Here is a 16,898-nt window from a genome sequence, read left to right on the forward strand (position 1 = left end):
AGTGAGTCGCCCGTGTTGCAGATGCAGGTCGTGGGGGTCCGTGTGGAGATGCCCTCGAACCAGCCGATCGTGCTCCTGAAGGAGGCGAACGGCGATCGGTACCTGCCTATATGGATAGGCATGACCGAGGCGACCGCCATCGCGCTGGCACAGGCCGACGACCCGCCACCCCGGCCGCTCACGCACGACCTGTTCAGGGACGTGCTCAACGCGCTGGGCATCGAGTTGCGCACAGTGAACATCGTCGCGCTCCGTGACGGGATTTTCTTCGCCGACCTGGTGTTCTCCAACGGCGTAGAGGTGAGCGCCCGGCCCTCCGACTCCATCGCGCTGGCCTTGCGCACCGGCGCCCGGATCTTCGCCAGCGAGGAGGTGGTCCGGGAGGCGGGCGTCAGTATGCCCGATGACCAGGAGGATGAGGTGGAGAAGTTCCGAGAGTTCCTGGACAACATCACGCCAGAGGACTTCGGGCGCGCTGGCTGAGCCGGGTTAACATCGGGGGATTTTTCGGCTTCATGAGCTTCACGACGCGCCGGTGCCGGTCGTTGACTGAGACTGGCGCCGGTCCTACGGTGCAAGGGAAACCACGGTTGTAGTTCATGAACCCCCAGATCAGGCCGTGGGATGAGAGAAAGCCGGAGGTCCGCAGTGGCGGTCAGCAGCGGCGAGGGTAAGACGGTCGGACCTGATCCGGCTCAGCGCGAGTCGGCCCGGGAACGCGCCGGTGAGCAGGGCTTGCTGTTCGACGAGCGCCCGGCGGCGGTCTCCGAGGACATCGGGTACCGCGGCCCCACCGCGTGCGCCGCGGCCGGGATCACCTACCGTCAGCTCGACTACTGGGCCCGCACCGACCTGGTCGCGCCGACCATAAGAGCCGCGCAGGGGTCCGGCTCCCAGCGGCTCTACAGCTTCCGCGACATCCTCGTGCTGAAGGTCGTCAAGCGCCTCCTCGACACCGGAGTCTCACTCCAGCAGATCCGCACCGCCGTCCAGCACCTGCGCGACCGGGGGGTCAACGACCTGGCCCAGATCACCCTGATGAGCGACGGGGTGAGCGTCTACGAGTGCACCTCGGCGGACGAGGTGATCGACCTGCTCCAGGGCGGGCAGGGCGTGTTCGGCATCGCGCTCGGCCGGGTCTGGCGCGAGGTCGAGGGCAAGCTCGCGGAGCTGCCGGGGGAACGCGCGGAGGTCGGCCTCCCCGCTGAGACCGACCACCCGAGCGACGAACTGGCCCGGCGCCGCAAGGCCCGGCGTATCGGTTAACGCAGGCTTTACCCCCACCTCGGTGGGATGCCCGTGGGGTGGCGGTAAAGTTAGTTTCGCCGACGACCTTGTGCGGGAGAGTCCCCTTCGTACCGAGGGGGCGCCGAAGGAGCAAACCTCCCCGGAATCTCTCAGGCACCGGTACCGCATGGGCGAGGCGACTCTGGAAAGCGGGCCACCCGCCACGTGGTCTCACCGAAGGGGAAAACCGGGCGCCTCATCAGGCTCCGGTGAAGCTCTCAGGTTCAGATGACAGAGGGGGAGACCGCGGAGCGGCCGGAATTCACCGCCGCGCCGGTCTCGACGCCCTGGAGGCCCCTGTCATGACGAGCTTCGCCACCCGCCACATCGGCCCCTCCGACGCCGACCGGGCCCGCATGCTGGCCGTGGTCGGCTACCCCACCACCGAGGACCTGGTCGCCGCCGCGGTGCCCAAGGCGATCCGCACCGTGGACCCGCTGAACCTGCCGCCCGCCGTCGGCGAGACCGAGGCGCTGGCCGAACTGCGCGCCCTCGCCGCCAGGAACCGGGTGCTCACCTCGATGATCGGCGCCGGGTACTTCGACACCGTCACGCCCGGCGTGGTGCTGCGGAACGTGCTGGAGAACCCGGGGTGGTACACCGCGTACACGCCGTACCAGCCGGAGATCTCGCAGGGGCGGCTGGAGGCGCTGCTCAACTTCCAGACCGTGGTCACCGACCTGACCGGTCTGGACGTGGCCGGGGCCTCGCTGCTGGACGAGGCCACCGCCGCCGCCGAGGCGATGACGCTGGCCCTGCGGGCGTACAAGGGCAGGAGCAGGGTGTTCGCGGTGGACGCCGACGCGCTGCCGCAGACCAAGGCCGTGCTGGCCACCAGGGCCGAGCCGCTGGGCATCGAGCTGGCCGAGATCGACCCCGACGGGGAGCTGCCCGACTGCTTCGGGGTGCTGGTGCAGTACCCGGGCGTCTCCGGCCGGGTGGCCGACTTCCGCGCCCTGGCCGAGGCCGCGCACGCCCGGGGCGCGCTGGTGGTGGCCGCCGCCGACCTGCTGGCCCTGACCGTGCTGGAGAGCCCCGCCGCGCTCGGCGCCGACATCGCGGCCGGCTCCGCGCAGCGCTTCGGCGTGCCGTTCGGGTACGGCGGGCCGCACGCCGCCTACCTGGCGGTCCGCGACGGCCTGCAGCGGCAGCTGCCGGGCCGTCTGGTCGGGGTCTCGGTGGACGCCGACGGGCGGCGGGCCTACCGGCTGGCCCTGCAGACCCGCGAGCAGCACATCCGCCGCGAGAAGGCCACCAGCAACATCTGCACCGCCCAGGTGCTGCTGGCCGTGCTGGCCGCCATGTACGCGGTCTACCACGGCCCGCAGGGGCTGCGCGGCATCGCCGAGCGGGTGCGCGGGCACGCCGCCACGCTGGCCGCCGGGCTGCGCGCGGGCGGGGTCCGGGTGGTGCACGAGGGGTTCTTCGACACCGTGCTGGCGGAGGTGCCCGGCCGGGCGGCGCAGGTCGTCGCGGCGGCCCGCGAGCGGGGCGTCAACCTGCGCCTGGCGGGCGAGGACCTGGTGGGGGTGTCCTGCGACGAGAAGACCACCCGCGCGCATCTGGAGGCGGTCTGGGCGGCCTTCGGGGTGGCCCCCGTCGAGGACGTGACGCCCGGCGCGCCGGCGCTGCCGCGGACCTCGGACTACCTCACCCACCCGGTCTTCCACCAGTACCGGTCCGAGACCGCGATGCTGCGCTACCTGCGCAGGCTCCAGGACAAGGACATCGCGCTGGACCGGTCGATGATCCCGCTCGGCTCCTGCACCATGAAGCTGAACGCCACCACCGAGATGGAGCCGATCACCTGGCCGGAGTTCGCCGGCATCCACCCGCACGCCCCCGCCGACCAGGCCGAGGGGTACGCCGAGCTGATCGCCACCCTGGAGGGCTGGCTGGCCGAGGTGACCGGCTACGACGCGGTCTCCCTGCAGCCCAACGCCGGGTCCCAGGGCGAGTTCGCCGGGCTGCTGGCCATCCGCGCCTACCACCGGGACCGCGGCGAGCACGGCAGGGACGTCTGCCTCATCCCGTCCTCGGCGCACGGCACCAACGCGGCCAGCGCGGTGATGGCCGGGATGCGGGTGGTCGTGGTGGCCTGCGACGACGACGGCAACGTGGATCTGGCCGACCTGGACGCCAAGATCGCCAAGCACCGGGACGCGCTCGCCGCGATCATGGTCACCTACCCGTCCACGCACGGCGTCTACGAGGAGGCCATCATCGACATCTGCGCCCGGGTGCACGAGGCCGGCGGCCAGGTGTACGTGGACGGCGCCAACCTCAACGCGCTGGTCGGGCTGGCCAAGCCGGGCGAGTTCGGGGCCGACGTGTCCCACCTGAACCTGCACAAGACCTTCTGCATCCCGCACGGCGGCGGCGGCCCCGGGGTGGGCCCGGTGGCGGTCAAGGCCCACCTGGCGCGGTACCTGCCGGGCCAGGGCACCGGGGAGGTCAGCGCGGCGCCCTTCGGGTCGGCGGGGATCCTGCCGATCTCCTGGGCGTACGTGCGCATGATGGGCGCCGACGGGCTGCGGGCCGCCACCGAGCAGGCCATCCTGTCCGCCAACTACCTGGCCGTACGGCTCGCGCCGCACTACCCCGTGCTCTACACCGGCCGGGACGGGCTGGTCGCCCACGAGTGCATCGTCGACCTGCGGCCGATCACCAAGGCCACCGGGGTGACCGTGGACGACGTGGCCAAGCGCCTGATCGACTACGGGTTCCACGCGCCCACCATGTCCTTCCCGGTGGCCGGCACGCTGATGATCGAGCCCACCGAGAGCGAGGACCTGGCCGAACTCGACCGCTTCGCGGACGCGATGATCGCGATCAGGGGGGAGATCGACAAGGTCGGTTCCGGCGCGTACGACAAGGTGGACAACCCCCTGCGGAACGCCCCGCACACCGCCGAGAGCGTCACCGCCGACGACTGGAGCCACCCCTACACCCGGGCCGAGGCCGCCTACCCGGTGGCGTCGCTGCGGGAGGCGAAGTACTGGTCGCCGGTGCGCCGGATCGACCAGGCGTACGGGGACCGGAACCTGGTCTGCGCCTGCCCGCCGCTCGACGTTTACCAGGATTGAAATGCGACCCGTTTACGCATGTCTCCCGCGCCGAAGGGGCCCGAATAGTTAAGATCTCGGAGATCCTTTCCGACTCGTACCGATCTCAGGCCGGCTTCGGAGATCGGACCTTGGAGGCGCCCCCCTCATGACCGCCATCGATCCCCGGGCCGGCGCGGCCGGGCAGCTGGAGGAGGCTCGCCGGCTCTACGAGTCCGGGGAGCTGGACGCCGCCGCCGCGATCTTCGCGGCGGTGGCCGCCGACGACCAGGCGCCCGACCAGGCGCAGGCGGCGGAGGGGCTGTCGGTGACCGCCGAGCGCATGGCGGGGATCCTGCTGGAGGAGGGGGAGCCGGGGGAGGCGGCCGATCTGCTGCTCCAGGCGCTCAGCGTGCCCGCGGTGGCGGAGGCGCCCCGGCTGCGGGTGCTGCTCGGCATCGCCCATCTGGAGCTGGCCTGCGCCGAGTTCGCGGGCGCCATCGAGACCGGCCCGGACTCCGACACGGCCGCCCTGGCGATCGAACTGCTGGCCCGCACGCTGCCGCTGCGCGGCCGCGACGGCGACGCGGAGACGGTCTGGCGCTACGGCCTGGACCACGAGGACACGGTCCTGGCCGCCCAGGTGAGGGAGCGGCTGGACCGCCCGTGACATTGGCCGATCCTTCGGATCGGCGGGCTTGCCGCCCCTAGCGTCGGCGGCGGCTCAGTGCGTACGCCACGTTGATGACGACGATGCCGCTCCAGGCCAGGAAGAGGCCTGCGGCGCCCGCGAAGTTGGCGGCGATGGCGGTCAGCGGGATGCCGATGCCCATCGAGCCGAGGGCTATCGGGATGTGCGTCATGTCGGGCTTGGGCTGGACCTTGGGGCTTTGGCTGGCCACCTCGGCCTGGACCCGTGCGGTGATTTCCCGGTCCAGCTTCTCCAGGAACGACTCGACGAGCGCGTCCTCGTAGTCGGGACCGAGGTCCCGGCGGGCTTCGAGGGTGGCGCGCAGGTCCTGACGAGGCAAAGATGAGTCCGGCACGTAGTCAAATCTGGCACAACACTCTCCGGACGTCATCCTCCATTCGGACGACGCGGGCGTAGTGCCTCAGGTGGACCCGTTAACGTCACCGTATGGAAGTGGAAACCCCGCACGGGCCGGGGCGGGTCGAGTTGGACGAGGTCGCCGGGCCGTGGGGGCTGCTGGCGCTCACGCACGGGTCCGCCGGAGGCGTGGACGCGGTGGATCTGGTGGCGGTGCGGGACGCGGCGCTGGCGCTGGGGATGAGCGTGGCCCGGGTGGTGCAGCCGTTCCGGCTGCGGGGGGCGCGGGCGCCGGGGTCCGCCGAGAAGCAGGACGCGGCCTGGGTGGCGCTGATGGCCTGGCTGGGGGACCGGTATCCGGGGCTGCCGCTGGTGCAAGGAGGGCGGAGCAACGGGGCCCGGGTGGCCTGCCGTACCGCGCGGGAGACGGCGGCGGTCGGCGTGGTGGCGCTGGCCTTTCCGCTGCACCCGCCGGGGCGGCCGGAGCGGTCGAGGGCCGATGAGCTGCGCGGGGCGGGGGCGCCGGTGCTGGTGGTGAACGGCGACCGGGACCCGTTCGGCGTGCCGGCGGCGGCGGACGCCGACCGGCTGGTGGTGCTCCCAGGGGAGGGGCACGATCTCAAGCGGGACCCGGCCGGGGTGGGCGCGGTGGTGGCCCGGTGGCTGGGAGAACGGGTCAGGCCGCGCTGCTTGCCAGGTCGGTCGGCCGGTGCGGAGCGATGATGGCGCCGTTGGGGAGCAGTTCGCCGGTGTCCTCGAACAGCACCACACCGTTGCACAACAGGCTCCACCCCTGCTCGGGGTGGCACGCGATGGTACGCGCGGCTTCTCGGTCCAGCGCTTCCGCGCTGGGACAGGGCGTGTCGTGAGGGCACATCGCCGGGGCTCCGTGTTTGCTCTGGTCGCTCGTTCGGGGACGGGTCCCTCGCGGTAAGGGGGACGAGCGCTGGTTGACTCTGACAGTGGACTACACCAGTGTGCGGTAGGTCACTCTCGGAGGACATAGCCCGTTAGGACGATTTTCAACCGGTCCAGCTGGTTGGAGCCCCCGAGTGGTGTGATCTGCGACACAAGAGTGCCCCATGGACGATAACAGCCCAAGCGCGACACGCCGTCGTTCCGGTAAATGAGTGGTTACATGCCACCCGGGTGGGCCAGTCCGGTCAGCACCGCGTCCAGCCCCCGCTCGAAGTCCGCGTCGCCCGATTCGACCCGGGCGTGCTCGACGGTGGCGTCCGGGTCCGCCCAGCCCGAGCGCTGCATCTCCACCGCGACGCTGCCGAACACGTACGCCCGGAGCGTGCGCGCCGCGCCGGCCGGGTCGGGCAGGCCGGCCTCCCGCAGGTGCTCCACCTGGGCGGCGATGCTGGCCAGCGCCCTGCCCTTGGGCGGCTTGGTGAGCGCCAGCGAGAGCACCCCCGGGTGTGCCAGCAGCGCGGCCCGCCCGGCCCGCGCCCAGGCCCTGGCCACCTGCTGCCAGTCGCGCCCGTCCGCGTCCACCTCGACGGCGGTGACGTGCTCGGCCAGCGCGTCCATCAGCGCCTCCTTGCCCCGGGGCAGGTGATGGTAGATCGCCATCGCCTCCACCTGGAGGGCGTCGCCCAGGCGGCGCATGGTCAGCCGCCGCAGCCCCTGGCCGTCGGCGATGTGCAGGGCCGCGTCGATGATGCGCTCCCGGGAGAGCGGGACGGGTGGTCGCTTGGCGGGCATGTACGAACCTTACTTCGTACAGGGCGCCACCCGCGGGCTCGATGACAGAGTGTCGCAGGGAGCGCGTACGCTACCGGAGGACACGACGCACGACCTGGAGGGGCTGAGCAATGGCGTTTTTCCGTCCGCGTGTGAGCCGGGAGGCGGAGGTTCGCTACCACGCCGACCAGGAGGCCGCCAAGACCTATCCCGCGCTGCTGGAGACGGCCAGGGAGGCGGAGCGGGCGCTGCGCGCCAAGCAGGCCGCGCACGCCTCCGGGGTGGAGCTGCGTGAGGCGGGCGTGGCGCTGGACAAGGCCATCTCCGCCGTGCTGCGGGCCGCCGAGTCCGCCCAGCGCGCCACCTTCGGCGTGAAGGCCTACGACGACCGCATCCGCCGCCGCAAGGGCCGCGCCACGCCCGAGGGCGCCCGCTGGACCGACGAGGTGAACCGGCTGCGCACGCTCCGCGAGGAGCACCGGCTGACCGGCGTCGTCCGGCTGCCCCGCCAGTCCGCGATCCCCGGCTAGATCCGGCCATTCCCAATCGGTAAAGATCTGTTCACGCCGCGACGCCGGGGGCTTACCGTGAGCTGAGGGAGGCCGAGGCGCTATGGCACGGGTGCGGTACGCGGCGGGCAGGCTCTGCTGGGCGGATGTCGGGGTGGCCGAGCTGGCCGCCGCCGAGGAGTTCTACCGGCGGCTGTTCGGGTGGGAGTTCGAGCCCCGGGGGCGTACCCACTCCACCGCGTTACTGCGCGGGCAGCCGGTGGCGGGCCTCGGCCCGGCCAGGGACGGGACGCCGGCCTGGACCACCCATCTGGCGGTGGACGACCTCGACGAGACCGTCAAGGTGGCCGTGGACGCCGGTGGCCGGGTGGTGGCCGGGCCCGACCAGGTCTTCGACGAGGGCCGCGAGCAGGGCTGGGGCGCGGTGCTGGCCGACCCGGCCGGGGCGGCCTTCGGCGTCTGGGAGGAACGTGACTTCCCCGGCGCGGCGGTCACCGGGCTGCCGGGCTCCTTCTGCTGGCACGAGCTGGCCGTCCGGGAGGTGACCGAGGCGGCCGCCTTCTACGGGCAGGTCTTCGGCTGGAACGCGCGCACCGCGCCGCTGCTCCACGGCGACGGCAGCTACACCGAGTTCGACCTGCGCAGGTACCGGGGCGGCCGGGAGACCGTGGCGGGCATGGTGGAGATGACCGGGGTCTGGCCGCCGCAGATCCCGCCGCACTGGATGATCTACTTCGCGGTGGCCGACTGCCTGGCCGCCGCTGACCTGGTGGAGGAACTCGGCGGCAGCGTCGAGGTGCCGCCGTTCCAGCTCCCCACGGGCCGGACCACCGTGGTGGCCGACCCGCAGGGCGCCGTGCTGTCGTTGATCGAACTCGTCGGGTAGCTCAGCTGGCCCAGTCCAGCAGCGGGATCGTGTTGCTGGGGTGGCGGAGCTTGGACAGCGACTCCTTCTCCAGCTGGCGGATGCGCTCCCGGGTCAGCCCCAGGTGCTTGCCGATCTCGTCCAGCGTGTGCGGCTTGCCGTCGGCCAGGCCGAACCGGAGCGCCATGATCCGGGCCTCCCGCGGGGAGAGGTTGCCCAGCACGCCGCGCAGCTGCTCGGCCAGCAGCTGCCGGTCCACCACCTCGCTGGCCTCCAGCGAGTCCACGTCCTCGATCAGGTCGCCGATCCGGGTCTCCCCGTCCTCGCCGATGGTGGAGTCCAGGCTGATCGGCTGGCGGGCGGTGCGGAGCAGCTCCTCGATCTGGTCGGGGGTCTTGTCCAGCTCCACGGCCAGTTCCTCCGGCGTGGGCTCGCGGCCGAGCCGCTGGTGCATGTCCCGCTCCACCCGGGAGAGCTTGGAGAGCATCTCCAGCACGTGCACGGGCAGCCGGATGGTCCGCGCCGAGTCGGCGAAGCCACGCTGTATGGCCTGGCGGATCCACCACATCGCGTACGTGGAGAACTTGAAGCCCTTGGTGTAGTCGAACTTCTCGACCGCCCGGATCAGGCCCAGGTTGCCCTCCTGGACCACGTCCAGCAGCGCCATGCCGCGGTCGGTGTACTTCTTGGCCACCGAGACGACCAGGCGGAGGTTGGCCTCCAGCATGTGGTCCTTGGCGCGGCGGCCGTCCTCGATCACCCACTCCAGGTCCTCGCGGAAGCCCGGCGGCAGCGGGGTGTCGTTCTCCTCGGCCTCCTCCAGCTTGTACTCCGCGTACAGGCCGGCCTCGATGCGGCGGGCCAGCTCGACCTCCTGGGCGGCGGTGAGCAGGGTGCGCCGGCCGATGGACTTCAGGTACGTGTGCACCGAGTCGCCCATCACCGAGCTGTTGTCGTCGATGTCCACGGACGTGGCTTCGTCGGCCTCAGTGGCCTCGATGGCCTCGGGGGCCTCGACCTCGAGGTCCTTGAGGTCGCCGGGGTCGATCGTCTCGTCGTCCTCGGCGGCGACTTCGCTGGCTTCGTCGGTCTTCTTGCGGGTGGTCCCGGAAGTCTTGGCGGTCTTTCTGGCCGGCTTCTTCTTTGCCGTTCCCTTACCGGGGGAGGGGGCCTGGTCGGCCAGGCTCACCCCGGCGTCGGTGAGCTCGCGCAGTATCGCGCGGCCCTGCGCGGGGCTGACGCCCGCCTCGGCGAATGCCTGCCGTAGCTCGGTGAGGGAGAGGTGACCCTGCGTGCGCCCACGGTCCAGCAACTGGTCGAGCGTCGACGGGGTCGCCCCAGACGAGCGTGCGGACGGCGAGGCCACGGCGGTTCGGGGCATGAAGACACCTCCTCCTTGACGGCGCACATAAAGTGGGCACATAGCGTGGTTCTGGTAGCTGGGAATCTGGCGGCACGGAGTCGTCGGCGGGTGGCTTGACGCTCCGGCATGCCCTAGCAATAACGCCAGATACTGTGATTTGTTCCCGCGTTTAGCAAAGGACGGCGGGAAAACCTGAACCGCTAGTTCCGCGGCTTGATGCTGATCGACACCTCGGGAATGGGCATCGGCTCGGCGCCCTGGAGGCGCTCGGGGGTCCAGTACTCGCCGACCGCGGCGGGGTCCTCGGACATGTGCTTGGACACCACGTCCGGGTCCGGGCTGAAGCCGGGCGCGGGTCCTTCCTCGGGTTCGAGCGGGAGCGCCTCCGGGGTGGCCCCGGTGATCTGCTTCAGCTGGAGTTGCTCCTGGAGCCGGCCGGCCGAGGCGGTGTGGGCCACGGCCACCCCACCCACGAGGATGACGCCGACGACTCCGGCGGAGAGCAGCATCCTGGGCGTGGGGATCATGATGGCGTCCTCCCGAGTAGCCGCCTTCTTACAGACGTATGACGAGTGCTGGTCACATCTGGTTCCGCAAGGCGACCATATCGGGTTTGCCGTTGGGCAGCAGTGGCACCTGCCGAACGTGCATGACCGCCCGGGGTGCGGCATATCCCGGCAAACGTTCCTTTGCGTAGGCGCGCAGGTCGGCCAGGCTCGCCGTACCGGCGACCACGGCGACCACGATCTCGCCCCATTCGGGGTCGGGGCGGCCGAGCACGGCCACCTCGCGGACCCGGGGGTGGCCGGAGAGTACGGCGGCCACGGACCCGGCGGCGACCTTGTGGCCGCCGGTGTTGATCACGTCGTCGGCCCGGCCGAGCACGGTCAGCCGCCCGTTCTCCCAGGTCCCGAGGTCGGAGGTGACGAAGGGGCCGGTGGGGGGCGGGTCGAAGCGGTAGCCGGAGTAGAGCGTCGGGCCGTCGATCACGATCCGGCCGTCCGCCCGGATTTCGAGATCTACATTGTCAAGGGGGACGCCGTCGTACACGCAGCCGCCGCAGGTCTCGGTCATGCCGTACGTGGTGACGATCCCCGGATGCGCGGCCAGCAGGTCCGGGGGAGCCGCCGCGCCGCCGAGCAGGATGGTGCGGAAACCCGACAGATCGGCGTCGGCCAGGCGCCGCAGCTGGGTGGGGACCAGCGAGACGTGGTCGGCGCCGGACGCGGCCACCGCCGCCGGGTCGAAGCGTTCGTGGATCATCGGTTCTGTTCCGCCGAGCAGTGCTCTGAGCAGCACCTGCAACCCTGCCACGTGCGAGGTGGGCAGGCAGCAGAGCCAGCGGTCCCCGGCGCTCGCGCCGATCCGCTTGAGCGAGGCGGTGGCCGAGGCGATCAGGGCCGCCGCGCCCAGCCTGACCCCTTTGGGGGTGCCGGTGGAGCCCGAGGTCGCGATGATCACCGCCACCTCGCCGTCCACGCCTACGCCGTCGGGCAGACGCCGTACGCCGTCCGGAGTGACCAGGTGGGTGGGGCGCAGGTCCGCATACGACCCGCCGGGGGCCAGTGGCAGGATCGCGGGCCCGTCCTCGAACACGGCGGCCCGCAGCGCCTCCAGCAGCTGGGGACCCGGCGGGAGCAGCAGGGCGTGAACGGCACGATCAGGCACGGCCCTCAGCCTAACCGTGAAATTGGGCCCGCCTCCGGCAGGTCGGCCCGGCCGCTTCGGGCAAACCCCACATACGACTACGGAAGCCGGTTGCCGGGGTGAGGCCGATGTCCATGGCGGACCACGTGGGGATCGGCGCGGCGGCTCGGTGGGGTCGTCGGGGGAGTGCCAGGCTGGTCCTCGATGACCGCGCCCCCGGGAGGACAGCCCTGAACGACACGAACGTGGAGACGATCCCCCGGGTTTTCAGCATCCCGATGCGCCTGCGGTTCCGTGGCCAGACCGTAAGGGAAGGGATGCTGCTGCGCGGACCGGCCGGGTGGGGGGAGTTCTCGCCCTTCCCCGAGTACGGTCCCGCCGAGTGCGCCCGCTGGCTGGCCTGTGCCAGGGAGGCCGCGTTCGACGGCTGGCCGGAGCCGCTGCGTACCGAGATACCGGTCAACTCGACCATTCCGGCGGTGCCGCCTGAGCAGGCCTTCGAGCTGGTCAAGGCGGCCGGGGCGGGCACCGCGAAGGTGAAGGTGGCCGAGCGCGGGCAGTCCCTCGCCGACGACCTGGCCAGGGTGGAGGCGGTCCGGGACGCGCTCGGCCCCGGCGGCGCGCTCCGGGTGGACGCCAACGGCGCCTGGACGGTGGAGGAGGCGGTCCGCGCCATCGCCGAGCTGGACCGGTTCGGCCTGGAGTACGTCGAGCAGCCCTGCGCCACCCTCGACGAGCTGGCCAGGGTCCGGCGCCGGGCCGGAGTGCCGATCGCGGCCGACGAGTCCATCCGCCGCGCCGAGGACCCGCTCCGGGTGCGCGCCGCCGAGGCCGCCGACATCGCGGTGGTCAAGGTGCAGCCGCTTGGCGGGGTGCGCGCCGCGCTGCGCGTGGTGGAGGCGTGCGGGCTGCCCGCGGTGGTCTCCAGCGCGGTGGAGACCTCGGTGGGACTCGCCGCCGGCCTCGCCCTGGCGGCCGCATTGCCGGAATTGCCGTACGCTTGCGGCCTCGGGACCATGTCCCTCCTGACCGGGGACGTCGTCGCGGACCCACTGATCCCGGTGGACGGTGTGCTCACCGTACGGCGCCCGGAGGTGGACGAGGCCGCGCTGGCGGCAGTCGAGATCGAGTCGCCGCCGTGGTTTCGGCGGATGGAGGAAGCCGCCGCATGCCTGGCGCGCTGAAGGACGGAGGGGGCGCGTGAATCCCGCCACCGCGCTGGCGCAGGTGCTCGTGGACGAGTTGGTCCGCTGTGGGCTCACCGAGGTGGTGCTGGCGCCCGGGTCCCGGTCGGCGCCGCTGGCGCTGGCCGCGCACGCCGAGTCGCGGCTGCGGCTGCACGTGCGGATCGACGAGCGTTCCGCCGCCTTCCTGGCGCTCGGCCTGGCCAAACGCGCGGAGAAGCCGGTGGCGCTGATCTGCACCTCCGGGACGGCGGCGGTCAACTTCCACCCGGCCGTGGTGGAGGCGAGCGAGTCGGGGGTGCCGCTGCTGCTGCTCACCGCCGACCGGCCGCCGGAGCTGCGCGGCACCGGCGCCAACCAGACCATCGACCAGGTCAAGCTCTACGGCTCCGCAGTGCGCTGGTTCGCCGAGGTGGGGGTGCCCGAGGACCGGCCCGGCCAGGTGGCCTACTGGCGGTCGCTGGCCTGCCGGGCCTACCAGCGGTCGGCCGGGCCGATGGACCCGGGCCCGGTGCACCTGAACCTGGCCTTCCGCGAGCCGCTCATCCCCGACGGCGACGCCACCTGGTGCGAGTCGCTGGACGGCGACGTCACCGGGCCGTGGATCCGCGCCCGGGTGGCCCCGCCCTCGTCCGCCCTGCACATCCCGCCGACCCGGCGCGGCGTGCTGGTGGTCGGCGACGGCGCGGTCAACGTGCGCAGATACGTGGCGGCGGCGGGCATGGCCGGCTGGCCGGTGCTCTCCGAGCCCAGCGGCAACGGCCGGTACGGCGACCACGCCATCGCCGCCTACCACCACCTGCTGGGCGACCCGGGCTTCGCCGAGGCGCACCGGCCGGACGTGGTGGTCACCCTCGGCCGCCCGGGGTTGTCCCGGCCGCTGCTGTCCTGGCTGCGGCGGGCGCCGGAGCACATCGTGGTGGCCCAGGACCTGACCCGCTGGCCGGACCCGACCCGCTCGGCCACCCAGGTCGCCCAGGCCGTGGAGATCACCGGTACGGCGGGCGACGACGAGTGGCTGAGCTCCTGGCGGCACGCCGACCACCTCGCCCAGGGCGCCATCGACCGGGTGCTGGACGACGCGGCGCTGAGTGAGGGCCTGAGCGAGCCCCGGCTGGCCCGCGACCTGGCGGCGGCGCTGCCCAACGGCGCCCAGCTGTTCTGCGGCTCCTCACTGCCCATCCGGGACCTGGACCAGGCCATGCGGGCCCGCCGCGGCCTGCGGCTGCTGGCCTGCCGGGGGGCCTCCGGCATCGACGGCACGGTGTCGGCGGCGATCGGGGCGGCGCTGGCGCACAACGGCCCCTCCTACGCGCTGCTCGGCGACCTGACGTTCCTGCACGACCAGAACGGCCTGATCATGGGACCCCGCGAGCCCCGGCCGGATCTCTGCCTGGTGGTGGTGAACAACGACGGCGGCGGGATCTTCTCGATGCTGCCGCAGGCGTCGCTCGGGGTGCCCTTCGAGCGGATCTTCGGGACCCCGCACGGGGTGGACCTGGGGTACCTGGCGGCGGCCACGGGCACGCCGTACACACTGGTGGGGGAGGCCGACGAGCTGGCGCGGGCGATCAAGGGCGACGGGCTGCGGCTGGTGGAGGTGCGGACCGACCGGGCCGCCTCGGTGCGGGTGCGGGTGGCGATGCGGGAGGCCGTGCGCGAGGCCCTGGGGTATTGATACCGGTCTGCTGACAGTAGTCTGCAAGTCGGTTCTGACACGGTGTCCCTCGACGGCCGAGTCCCTTGACGTCCGACGCGATTACTGGGGTGAGTGATGCACGTAGACGAGTGGCTGCAGACGATTCCGTCTGTCTGGGTCTACGTGCTGGTGGGCGGGATCATCGGGCTGGAGAGCCTGGGCATTCCGCTGCCGGGAGAGATCGTGCTGGTGAGCTCGGCGCTGCTGGCGGCCAAGGGGGTGGTCAGCCCGCTGATGGTGGGGATCTGCGCCAGCGTGGGGGCCATCGTCGGCGACTCGATCGGCTATGCGATCGGGAGGAAGGGCGGCAAACCGCTCTTCGACCGGCTGGGGCGGCGCTTCCCCAAACACTTCGGCGAGGAGCACATCGACAAGGCCGTGGGCCTGTTCGCGCGGTGGGGCATGTGGGCGGTGTTTTTCGGGCGGTTCGTCGCGCTGCTGCGCATCCTGGCGGGGCCGCTGGCGGGGGCGCTGCGCATGTCGTACTGGCGGTTCCTGGTGGCCAACGTGCTGGGCGGCATCGTCTGGGCCGGGGGGACCACGGCGGCGGTCTACTACCTGGGGGTGGTGGCCGAGCGGTGGCTGAAGGGCTTCTCCTGGGTCGGCCTGGTGGCGGCCCTGCTGTTCGGCCTGGGCACCACCATTTTGGTGAAGCGGCGGATGAAGCGGGCGGTTAGCGTTCAATCAGGGTGACTTCCAGGGAGTAGTGCGAGGCGCGGTAGGAGTGCGAGCCGTGCTCGACCGCGCGGCCCTGGTCGTCGTAGGTGGTGCGGACCATGGTGAGCAGGGGGGCGCCGCGCCGTTCGCTGAGCAGCCGGGCCTCGGCCGGGGCGGCCGCGCGGGCGCCGATGCGCTGGTTGGCCACCCGCATCCGTACTCCGGCGGCGCGTAGCAGCTCGTACAGGCCGCGTTCGGTGAGGTCGTCGGCGGTCAGCGGGGCCAGGCCGAGGGGCAGCCAGTTGCGTAGCAGGGCCAGCGGCTCGCCGGCGGCGAACCGGAGGCGCTCCACGTGCAGCACCTCGGCGCCCACGGGCACGGCCAGTACGGCGGAGACCGTCTCGTCGGCGGCGACGGTGCCGATGGACAGCACCCGGGTGGCCGGGTTCTGGCCGGCGCGGCGCAGGTCGTCGTAGAGGCTGGTGAGCTCGACGGAGCGTTTGACCTGGCCGTGCACGACCTGGGTGCCGACGCCGCGCTTGCGGACCAGCAGGCCTTTGTCCACCAGGTACTGGATGGCCTGCCGGATCGTCGGCCGGGACAGGCCGAGGCGGTCGGCGAGCAGGATCTCGTTGTCCAGCCGGGATCCGGGGGCCAGTTCGCCGTTCCGGATCGCCTCCGAGATCTGCTCGGCCACCTGGAAGTAGAGGGGTACCGGGCTCGACCGGTCAAGGTCGATCTCCAGCCGAGTCGCGTTCACAGCGGCAGGTTAGCGGGGGCCAGAATGTCAAGACAAACTGCGCCCAGAAATATCGCGACTCGGCCAGATCCGCCGTTGCGCGGGCTCAGGTCAGGTTTCTGGCGAACTCCGCCAGCCGGGTCCGCCACACCGCCGCCTCCTCCTCGTCGGCGTCCTTGATGACGACGACCAGGCGGGCGCCGTGCCCGGTTCCGGATGACAGCTCCCATTCGATGGGCCAGCCGGTGGCCTCCAGGGCGGCCTGGACCTTCTCGATCGGCTTGGTCATCTGGCGTTCGAAGCGGACCCCGCCGGGCACGGACACGCCCTCGTCGAGGCCGAAGCGGGCCACGTAGTCCTCGTGCAGTTCGGCGAAGTTGCCCTCGATGACGGGGGCGGGGCGGCCGTCCAGCTGGGCGATCATCTTGTCCAGGCAGACCTGCCAGCCGGAGGCGTAGCTGGCGGCGCCGTACCGGTCGTCGAAGGTGTGGGTGAAGATGAGGCGGCAGCCGTCGTCCTCGGGGCGCAGCTCGAAGCGGACCAGGTCGTCGCTCTCCCGGTGGACCGAGGGCGGGGCGTGCTCACTGAAGGCGAAGACCCGGGGCGGGTCGAGCTCGGTGATCTCGGCCTTCAGGGTGGTGCCCGCGCCGTCGTCGAAGACGATCGTCCCGCCGGGGCGCAGGTCGAGTTCGACGGCGGTGAACGGGTACCAGCGGCTGAGGTGCTCGGGTTCGGTGATCGCGCGCCACACCTTGTCCACCGGGTGCGCCAGCAGGCGTTCCATCCTGAGCACGCTCCGCCCGTCCACCGTGTGCAGGGACTCGTTCATGGATCCTCCATCGTGTCGAGGTGCTTGGTGAGAGCGTCGAGGCTGCCCGCCCACAGTCGGCGGTAGGGAGAGAGCCAGGCGTCGATCTCGGCCAAGGGTTCTGGGCGCAGTTCGTACCAGCGGCGCTGGGCGTCGATGCGCACCCTGACCAGGCCGGCTTCGCGGAGCACGCGCAGGTGTTTGGAAGTGCCGGGCTGGGTCAGGCCGAGCCGGCGGGTCAGCTCGCCGACCGGGTGGGGGCGCTCCAGCAGCAGATCGAGGATCCGCCGCCGGGTTGGTTCGGCGAGTACGTCGAAGGTCACGTTCCTGAATATATCGAGGCAGGAATATTCCCTCAA

General features: G+C 71.8%; 19 protein-coding genes and 2 riboswitches. Of the genes, 10 read left to right on the plus strand and 9 right to left on the minus strand.

Going from position 1 to position 16,898, the window contains the following annotated elements; genetic code table 11:
- Positions 1 to 12: 12 nt before the first annotated feature.
- From KIP79_RS01315 to KIP79_RS01330, 4 genes are all read left to right on the plus strand, one after another.
- Complete coding sequence (locus tag KIP79_RS01315; protein WP_214102786.1) at positions 13 to 483, plus strand: bifunctional nuclease family protein; 471 nt, start codon at positions 13 to 15, stop codon at positions 481 to 483.
- A gap of 165 nt (positions 484 to 648) precedes the next feature.
- Positions 649 to 1,266 carry a MerR family transcriptional regulator gene (locus KIP79_RS01320; protein WP_214102787.1) on the plus strand — a complete coding sequence of 206 codons (618 nt, stop codon included), beginning with the start codon at positions 649 to 651 and terminating at the stop codon, positions 1,264 to 1,266.
- A 63-nt stretch (positions 1,267 to 1,329) separates the two neighbouring features.
- Positions 1,330 to 1,423: riboswitch (glycine riboswitch) on the plus strand.
- A riboswitch (glycine riboswitch) is annotated at positions 1,424 to 1,532 on the plus strand.
- A gap of 57 nt (positions 1,533 to 1,589) precedes the next feature.
- Positions 1,590 to 4,373: an aminomethyl-transferring glycine dehydrogenase gene (gene gcvP, locus KIP79_RS01325; protein ID WP_214102788.1), complete on the plus strand. Its 2,784-nt coding sequence runs from the start codon at positions 1,590 to 1,592 to the stop codon at positions 4,371 to 4,373.
- A 127-nt stretch (positions 4,374 to 4,500) separates the two neighbouring features.
- Positions 4,501 to 5,001, plus strand: coding sequence for a hypothetical protein (locus KIP79_RS01330; protein ID WP_214102789.1), 501 nt, complete (start codon positions 4,501 to 4,503; stop codon positions 4,999 to 5,001).
- 37 nt (positions 5,002 to 5,038) lie between these two features.
- On the opposite strand, the gene KIP79_RS01335 is transcribed toward KIP79_RS01330, so the two are convergent.
- Positions 5,039 to 5,377, minus strand: coding sequence for a hypothetical protein (locus tag KIP79_RS01335; RefSeq protein WP_214102790.1), 339 nt, complete (start codon positions 5,375 to 5,377; stop codon positions 5,039 to 5,041).
- A 92-nt stretch (positions 5,378 to 5,469) separates the two neighbouring features.
- Between KIP79_RS01335 and KIP79_RS01340 the strand changes: the two genes are divergently transcribed.
- The gene (locus KIP79_RS01340) at positions 5,470 to 6,102 is read left to right on the plus strand and encodes an alpha/beta hydrolase family protein (RefSeq protein WP_214102791.1); all 633 of its coding nucleotides are present in this window, start codon (positions 5,470 to 5,472) and stop codon (positions 6,100 to 6,102) included.
- Here KIP79_RS01340 and KIP79_RS01345 read toward each other — a convergent pair.
- Both KIP79_RS01345 and KIP79_RS01350 read right to left on the minus strand, forming a co-directional pair.
- Positions 6,056 to 6,256 carry a DUF5999 family protein gene (locus tag KIP79_RS01345; RefSeq protein ID WP_214102792.1) on the minus strand — a complete coding sequence of 67 codons (201 nt, stop codon included), beginning with the start codon at positions 6,254 to 6,256 and terminating at the stop codon, positions 6,056 to 6,058. The two genes, KIP79_RS01340 and KIP79_RS01345, sit on opposite strands and share 47 nt — an antisense overlap.
- 257 nt (positions 6,257 to 6,513) lie before the next feature.
- Positions 6,514 to 7,089 (minus strand): TetR/AcrR family transcriptional regulator C-terminal domain-containing protein, encoded by a 576-nt coding sequence (locus KIP79_RS01350; RefSeq protein WP_214102793.1) that lies wholly within the window; start codon positions 7,087 to 7,089, stop codon positions 6,514 to 6,516.
- A 131-nt stretch (positions 7,090 to 7,220) separates the two neighbouring features.
- On the opposite strand from KIP79_RS01350, the gene KIP79_RS01355 reads away from it, so the two are divergent.
- On the plus strand, positions 7,221 to 7,598 hold the full coding sequence (locus KIP79_RS01355; protein ID WP_308169502.1) for a hypothetical protein: 378 nt from the start codon (positions 7,221 to 7,223) through the stop codon (positions 7,596 to 7,598).
- Positions 7,599 to 7,680: 82 nt separating this feature from the next.
- Positions 7,681 to 8,463 carry a VOC family protein gene (locus tag KIP79_RS01360; RefSeq protein WP_214102795.1) on the plus strand — a complete coding sequence of 261 codons (783 nt, stop codon included), beginning with the start codon at positions 7,681 to 7,683 and terminating at the stop codon, positions 8,461 to 8,463.
- A 1-nt stretch (position 8,464) separates the two neighbouring features.
- On the opposite strand, the gene KIP79_RS01365 is transcribed toward KIP79_RS01360, so the two are convergent.
- From KIP79_RS01365 to KIP79_RS01375, 3 genes are all read right to left on the minus strand, one after another.
- Positions 8,465 to 9,823, minus strand: a complete 1,359-nt coding sequence (locus KIP79_RS01365) for an RNA polymerase sigma factor (RefSeq protein WP_214102796.1) — start codon at positions 9,821 to 9,823, stop codon at positions 8,465 to 8,467.
- 182 nt (positions 9,824 to 10,005) lie between these two features.
- The gene (locus tag KIP79_RS01370) at positions 10,006 to 10,332 is read right to left on the minus strand and encodes a hypothetical protein (RefSeq protein ID WP_214102797.1); all 327 of its coding nucleotides are present in this window, start codon (positions 10,330 to 10,332) and stop codon (positions 10,006 to 10,008) included.
- A 52-nt stretch (positions 10,333 to 10,384) separates the two neighbouring features.
- Positions 10,385 to 11,473, minus strand: coding sequence for an AMP-binding protein (locus KIP79_RS01375; RefSeq protein WP_214102798.1), 1,089 nt, complete (start codon positions 11,471 to 11,473; stop codon positions 10,385 to 10,387).
- 107 nt (positions 11,474 to 11,580) lie between these two features.
- Here KIP79_RS01375 and KIP79_RS01380 point away from each other — a divergent pair, with 107 nt between their 5' ends.
- The 3 genes from KIP79_RS01380 to KIP79_RS01390 all read left to right on the plus strand — a co-directional run bounded on the left by KIP79_RS01380 (position 11,581) and on the right by KIP79_RS01390 (position 15,028).
- Positions 11,581 to 12,636 (plus strand): o-succinylbenzoate synthase, encoded by a 1,056-nt coding sequence (locus KIP79_RS01380; protein WP_256447095.1) that lies wholly within the window; start codon positions 11,581 to 11,583, stop codon positions 12,634 to 12,636.
- A 16-nt stretch (positions 12,637 to 12,652) separates the two neighbouring features.
- Positions 12,653 to 14,314 (plus strand): 2-succinyl-5-enolpyruvyl-6-hydroxy-3-cyclohexene-1-carboxylic-acid synthase, encoded by a 1,662-nt coding sequence (gene menD, locus KIP79_RS01385; RefSeq protein ID WP_214102799.1) that lies wholly within the window; start codon positions 12,653 to 12,655, stop codon positions 14,312 to 14,314.
- 96 nt (positions 14,315 to 14,410) lie between these two features.
- Entirely contained in the window at positions 14,411 to 15,028 is a 618-nt protein-coding gene (locus KIP79_RS01390) for a DedA family protein (protein WP_214102800.1), read from the plus strand.
- On the opposite strand, the gene KIP79_RS01395 is transcribed toward KIP79_RS01390, so the two are convergent.
- The 3 genes from KIP79_RS01395 to KIP79_RS01405 form a co-directional block, all read right to left on the minus strand.
- Positions 15,009 to 15,752, minus strand: a complete 744-nt coding sequence (locus KIP79_RS01395) for a GntR family transcriptional regulator (RefSeq protein ID WP_214102801.1) — start codon at positions 15,750 to 15,752, stop codon at positions 15,009 to 15,011. The genes KIP79_RS01390 and KIP79_RS01395 overlap by 20 nt on opposite strands.
- 85 nt (positions 15,753 to 15,837) lie before the next feature.
- The gene (locus tag KIP79_RS01400; RefSeq protein WP_214102802.1) at positions 15,838 to 16,560 is read right to left on the minus strand and encodes an SRPBCC family protein; all 723 of its coding nucleotides are present in this window, start codon (positions 16,558 to 16,560) and stop codon (positions 15,838 to 15,840) included.
- Positions 16,557 to 16,862 carry an ArsR/SmtB family transcription factor gene (locus tag KIP79_RS01405; protein ID WP_308169503.1) on the minus strand — a complete coding sequence of 102 codons (306 nt, stop codon included), beginning with the start codon at positions 16,860 to 16,862 and terminating at the stop codon, positions 16,557 to 16,559. The genes KIP79_RS01400 and KIP79_RS01405 overlap by 4 nt, the downstream gene beginning before the upstream one ends.
- Positions 16,863 to 16,898 lie beyond the last annotated feature (36 nt).

Origin of the sequence: Acrocarpospora catenulata (assembly GCF_018476525.1) — a bacterium.
GTDB classification, from domain to species: Bacteria; Actinomycetota; Actinomycetes; order Streptosporangiales; family Streptosporangiaceae; genus Acrocarpospora; species Acrocarpospora catenulata.

What these genes read in the sequence shown, in the direction of transcription:
- KIP79_RS01360 (WP_214102795.1), top strand. Translation starts at nt 7,681, where the DNA reads ATGGCACGGGTGCGGTACGCGGCGGGCAGGCTCTGCTGGGCGGATGTC.
- KIP79_RS01400 (WP_214102802.1), bottom strand. Translation starts at nt 16,560, where the DNA reads ATGAACGAGTCCCTGCACACGGTGGACGGGCGGAGCGTGCTCAGGATG.
- KIP79_RS01350 (WP_214102793.1), bottom strand. Translation starts at nt 7,089, where the DNA reads ATGCCCGCCAAGCGACCACCCGTCCCGCTCTCCCGGGAGCGCATCATC.
- KIP79_RS01390 (WP_214102800.1), top strand. Translation starts at nt 14,411, where the DNA reads ATGCACGTAGACGAGTGGCTGCAGACGATTCCGTCTGTCTGGGTCTAC.
- gcvP (WP_214102788.1), top strand. Translation starts at nt 1,590, where the DNA reads ATGACGAGCTTCGCCACCCGCCACATCGGCCCCTCCGACGCCGACCGG.
- KIP79_RS01340 (WP_214102791.1), top strand. Translation starts at nt 5,470, where the DNA reads ATGGAAGTGGAAACCCCGCACGGGCCGGGGCGGGTCGAGTTGGACGAG.
- KIP79_RS01345 (WP_214102792.1), bottom strand. Translation starts at nt 6,256, where the DNA reads ATGTGCCCTCACGACACGCCCTGTCCCAGCGCGGAAGCGCTGGACCGA.
- KIP79_RS01365 (WP_214102796.1), bottom strand. Translation starts at nt 9,823, where the DNA reads ATGCCCCGAACCGCCGTGGCCTCGCCGTCCGCACGCTCGTCTGGGGCG.
- KIP79_RS01330 (WP_214102789.1), top strand. Translation starts at nt 4,501, where the DNA reads ATGACCGCCATCGATCCCCGGGCCGGCGCGGCCGGGCAGCTGGAGGAG.
- KIP79_RS01380 (WP_256447095.1), top strand. Translation starts at nt 11,581, where the DNA reads ATGTCCATGGCGGACCACGTGGGGATCGGCGCGGCGGCTCGGTGGGGT.
- KIP79_RS01370 (WP_214102797.1), bottom strand. Translation starts at nt 10,332, where the DNA reads ATGATCCCCACGCCCAGGATGCTGCTCTCCGCCGGAGTCGTCGGCGTC.